At 59.6% G+C, this 4,220-nt stretch carries 4 protein-coding genes; 2 read left to right on the top strand and 2 right to left on the bottom strand.

Annotated features, from left to right (window positions below):
- On the top strand, positions 1–526 hold a 526-nt coding region (locus tag PMI03_RS16435; RefSeq protein WP_007695271.1), incomplete at its 5' end, for an ABC transporter permease.
- Positions 527–532: 6 nt separating this feature from the next.
- Complete coding sequence (locus tag PMI03_RS16430; protein ID WP_007695269.1) at positions 533–1,591, top strand: ABC transporter ATP-binding protein; 1,059 nt, start codon at positions 533–535, stop codon at positions 1,589–1,591.
- 87 nt (positions 1,592–1,678) lie between these two features.
- On the opposite strand, the gene PMI03_RS16425 is transcribed toward PMI03_RS16430, so the two are convergent.
- Together PMI03_RS16425 and PMI03_RS31780 are read right to left on the bottom strand one after the other, a co-directional pair.
- A complete protein-coding gene (locus tag PMI03_RS16425) occupies positions 1,679–3,622 on the bottom strand; it encodes a methyl-accepting chemotaxis protein (RefSeq protein WP_007695267.1) in 1,944 nt (647 codons plus the stop codon).
- 117 nt (positions 3,623–3,739) lie between these two features.
- Positions 3,740–4,220 (bottom strand): hypothetical protein (locus PMI03_RS31780; RefSeq protein ID WP_309574399.1); only part of this gene is annotated, 481 nt, incomplete at its 5' end.

Genomic DNA, 4,220 nt, shown 5'->3' with positions numbered 1-4,220 from the left:
CAGCCGATACCGGCTGGAGCTGCCAAGCTGGCTTTCGACGCTCTTCATCCTGCCGATCCTGGTGCCCGAGATCGTCTTCGGCTTCTCGCTGATGAAATCAATCACCATCGGCCTCGACCTGCCGATCTTCGCAAGCCTGTTGATCGGGCACGCCCTGCTCGTCCTGCCCTATTCCGTGCGAGTGGTGAGCGCCAGCCTCGCCAGCTTCGATTTTTCCATCGAGGAAGCGGCGATCAGCCTCGGCTGCCCGCCGGTGAAGACGTTCATGACGGTCGTGCTGCCGAATATACGCGCCGGCGTCATCGCCGCCTTCATTCTCGCCTTCATCACCTCAATCAATGACGTCTCCGTTTCGGTCTTCCTGACCGGACCGGGCATATCCACACTTCCCATCCAGATCCTTGCCCATATGGAACAGTTCTTCGATCCGACGATCGCCTCGGTGTCCGTGCTTCTCATGCTGGTCACCGTCGGCGTCATGGCGATCGTCGAAGCGACGCTGGGCCTCACCTTCCTGACAAAGTAGCCGCACGTGACCGTATCGCTTTCCATCGAAGCCATCACCGCCCATTACGGCAATACCGCCGTGTTGCAGGACCTGTCGCTGTCCATCGCCGCCGGCGAACTCGTCTCGCTGCTCGGCTCCAGCGGCTGCGGCAAGACGACAACGCTGCGCTTGGTCGCCGGTTTCCTGCAGCCGACGAGTGGCACGATCCGTCTCGGCGATCAGGACCTGACGCGGCTTCCGGCGCATGCCCGCAATATCGGGCTGGTGTTTCAGAACTACGCGCTCTTCCCGCATCTGACCGTCCTCGACAACGTCGCCTTCGGCCTGAAGCAGCGGGGCATCGCCTCAGCGGCACGTTCGAAGAAGGCGGGGGAAATGCTGGAGCGCGTCGGGCTGTCCGGCTTTGGCGACCGGCTTCCTTCGGCCCTTTCCGGCGGGCAGAAGCAGCGCGTGGCGCTTGCCCGCGCCCTTGTCATCGAGCCGCCGCTGCTGATGTTTGACGAACCGCTTTCCAATCTCGACGCCAAGCTCAGGATCGACATGCGCGTCGAGATCCGCCAGCTGCAACGCGCCAACGGCACGACATCGCTCTACGTGACGCATGACCAGGAAGAGGCCTTCTCGATCTCGGACCGCGTCGCCATCATGAATGCCGGCCGTATCATGCAGCTCGATACACCGGAAGTGCTCTATCAGAAACCGGCCAACGCCTTCGTCGCTCGCTTCGTCGGCTTCGAGAACCTACTGGCGATGCGAGTTGTTGAACGCGAGGGCACCTCCGTGGTCGCAGAAGCCAAGGGCGGCGCCAGGATCACGCTCTCGCAGAACGATTACGGAGAGATCCCCGACAACTTCCTCCTCGCCTGCCGCGCCGATGGCCTTGCAGTTCGGCGCGATGGCGCGGGCCTTCCTGCGGTGCTGGGAACAAGAACCTATCTCGGCCGTGCCTATCAATATCAATGCACGACACCCGCCGGCGATATCGTCGCCAATGGGGCTTTGACGGAACCGATGGCTGCAGGAAACGAGGCCGTGCTCGTTCCGATGCCGGAACAATGCTGCGTTCTGGCTCCGGAGCAATAGGCGGCGGCCTCATGATAAGACGACCTCTCCTTTGCCCGCGAAGCGGCGGAGGCTGAGACTATCGTCTGCTACCTTGACCCGTCCTTCTCAAAACTCTTCCCATTCGTTTTGGATATTGGCTGCGGCCGACGACCCGTTCCCGCTGACGGCAACCCGCCTTGGTCGAGGCATGGAGGTACCGCTGTCCTGCCAGGCTGGTGCAGCCAAGGCGCGTGCCGTCTGCCGAAGCGCGGATGATTGTGCCGAGGCCATGGCCTGCAGTTTGAATTGGGACACCAGATCGCGAAGCTTGGCCGCCTCCATGGCGAGGCTCGCCGAGGCCGCGGTCGATTGCTCAACCATGGCCGCGTTCTGCTGTGTCGTTTGGTCCATCGAATTAACGGCGGTGTTCACTTCGGCAAGTCCGGTGGACTGCTCCTTTGCGGATGTCGCAATCGCGTTCATATGCTGGTTGATCTCTGCGATCTGCTCGCCGATCGTCTTCAACGACGCGCCGGTGTCCATGACGAGCTTGACGCCGCTTTCAACCTCCGAAGACGACTTCTGGATCAGCCCCTTGATCTCCTTGGCCGCCTGTGCCGAACGCTGTGCCAGCTCACGCACTTCCTGGGCGACAACTGCAAAACCCTTGCCTGCTTCCCCGGCACGCGCAGCCTCGACCCCGGCGTTCAGCGCCAGAAGGTTGGTCTGGAAAGCAATCTCGTCGATCACGCCGATGATGCTGGAAATCTGCTGCGAAGACGCTTCAATACGACGCATCGCTTCCTCGGCATGCGATACGACTTCGGCGGATTTTGCGGCACTGCGATTGGCTTGCGTCGCCGCGGTGCGGGCCTCCTCGGTGCGGCTGCTCGAGTTCGACACGTTGGCGGTGATCTGATCAAGGGCCGCTGCCGTTTCCTCAAGCGAAGCCGCCTGCTGTTCGGTGCGCTTGGAAAGATCGTTGGCCGCTGAAGAAATCTCCCGCGTGCCGTCATCGATCGCCGCGATACCGGTCGAGATCGCACCGAGCGCGTCTCCGAGCTGCTTGACCGAACTGTTAAAGTCCTGCCGAAGCGCTTCGAAGTCCGGCGAGAACGGTTCTTGGAGCTGGAATGCAAGGTCGCCACCAGCAAGCCGCTTCAACCCGGCTGCGAGACCGGAGGTCGCGGCGCGAAGTCGCTCCGCTGCCTCTTCGTCCGCCTGCCTTCTGGCGGCGATCCGGTCGGCTTCGGCTTGCGTTCTGGCTGCCTCGGCGTCCTGCTCGAGTTTCCGGTTGGCGATTGCCGCCTGGCGGAAGATTTCGACGGCCGATCCCATAGTGCCGATCTCATCGGAGCGACCGATAGCCGAACAGGCGATATCGGTGTTACCGTCTGCCAGTGCCTGCATATCATTGGACAGCATAAGGATCGGTTTGGTGACGGTCCTGCGCGTCAGCCAATAGAGGCTGAAAGAAAATAGCGCGGCCAAAGCCAGAAGAGCCTTCATGAGCGTATCGACAAGCACCTGCATATCTGCGCTGCGTTTGGCAGTCGCTTCCGACACCGAGCTTATCTGTTCTCCGGCCTGTTCCATGGCCGATTCGAGAGCGGAAAACTGGTTCATGAAGTCGGGCAGCGATTTCAGAGCGGCCGTTTGATCCTTCGCGGCAAGATCAACCATCTTCGTGGCGCTATCGATATAGGTAAGAAGCGGCGCTTCGATCTTCGCCAGGACATCCTGCGTGGTCTTATCGGTTGCCAGTTTTTTGTTCGCGGCGATCATGTCGTGGAACGACGTCTCATGTTCCGCCAGATCTGCTTTCACTGCATCGGCGCCTATTCCCGCCGCGGGATTGACCGCCAGCAGCGACGCCAGCACGTCTGCGCGAAGCGCGTCGTGCATCATGTCCGCTTGCATGTGGTTACGAAGCACCTGTGATGAACGGGCAACCTCGGCATTGTTCTGCGCCAAGGTTGTCGCCGACCACAGCCCGACGCCCGTGGCGCCCCCGGCCAAAGCGAAAATCGCCACGCTTGCAACGATAATCTTATGCTGAATCAATGCCATGCCCGGATCCTCCGCCAATCACCAATACTAAAAATAGCCAAACAATGTTAATTATTCATCAAACATAAGTTTCGGAGATTCGGTCATTATCAGTACGGAATCTGCATGACTTGATTTTCAACGTGATGATAAGCAATCGAAACTGAGTATCGTCATTGCGCGCGCGCCATTTACATCTGTTAAGACTTCAAACAACCGCCGCATGACCTCGGCTACACCATGAAATCCGCAGACATATATAAAGCAATGCTTTTTGACGCATTCCTTATCTGTATAGAGTGCCGCTGACGAAACCGAAAACACCAAAGCCCGCACGAGGCGGGCTTTTATGTATTTGATTTGGTTGCCAGGCTTATCCGCGTTCGTTTTTTCGGATAGCGCGCTGGACTGTGCGATCAAGCGTCGCTCGAACGCGCCTTCGGGCTTGAGGTTATGGTCTTCTGGCCGACGAGCGTTCATCGCGAGCGGAGCGGAATGCTTTGCGCCGGCGACAGGATCTTGTCGATGAGGTGATGTTGAACGCAAAAAGCCCCAGCATGACAGGGGCTTGGTGGGATCACAGGAAAGATTGGTTTCGGGGGCAGGCTTTGCCCCGTTC

Source organism: Rhizobium sp. AP16, assembly GCF_000281735.1.
Taxonomy (GTDB): Bacteria; Pseudomonadota; Alphaproteobacteria; order Rhizobiales; family Rhizobiaceae; genus Rhizobium; species Rhizobium rhizogenes.
This window is presented reverse-complemented; position numbering and strand designations above follow the sequence as displayed.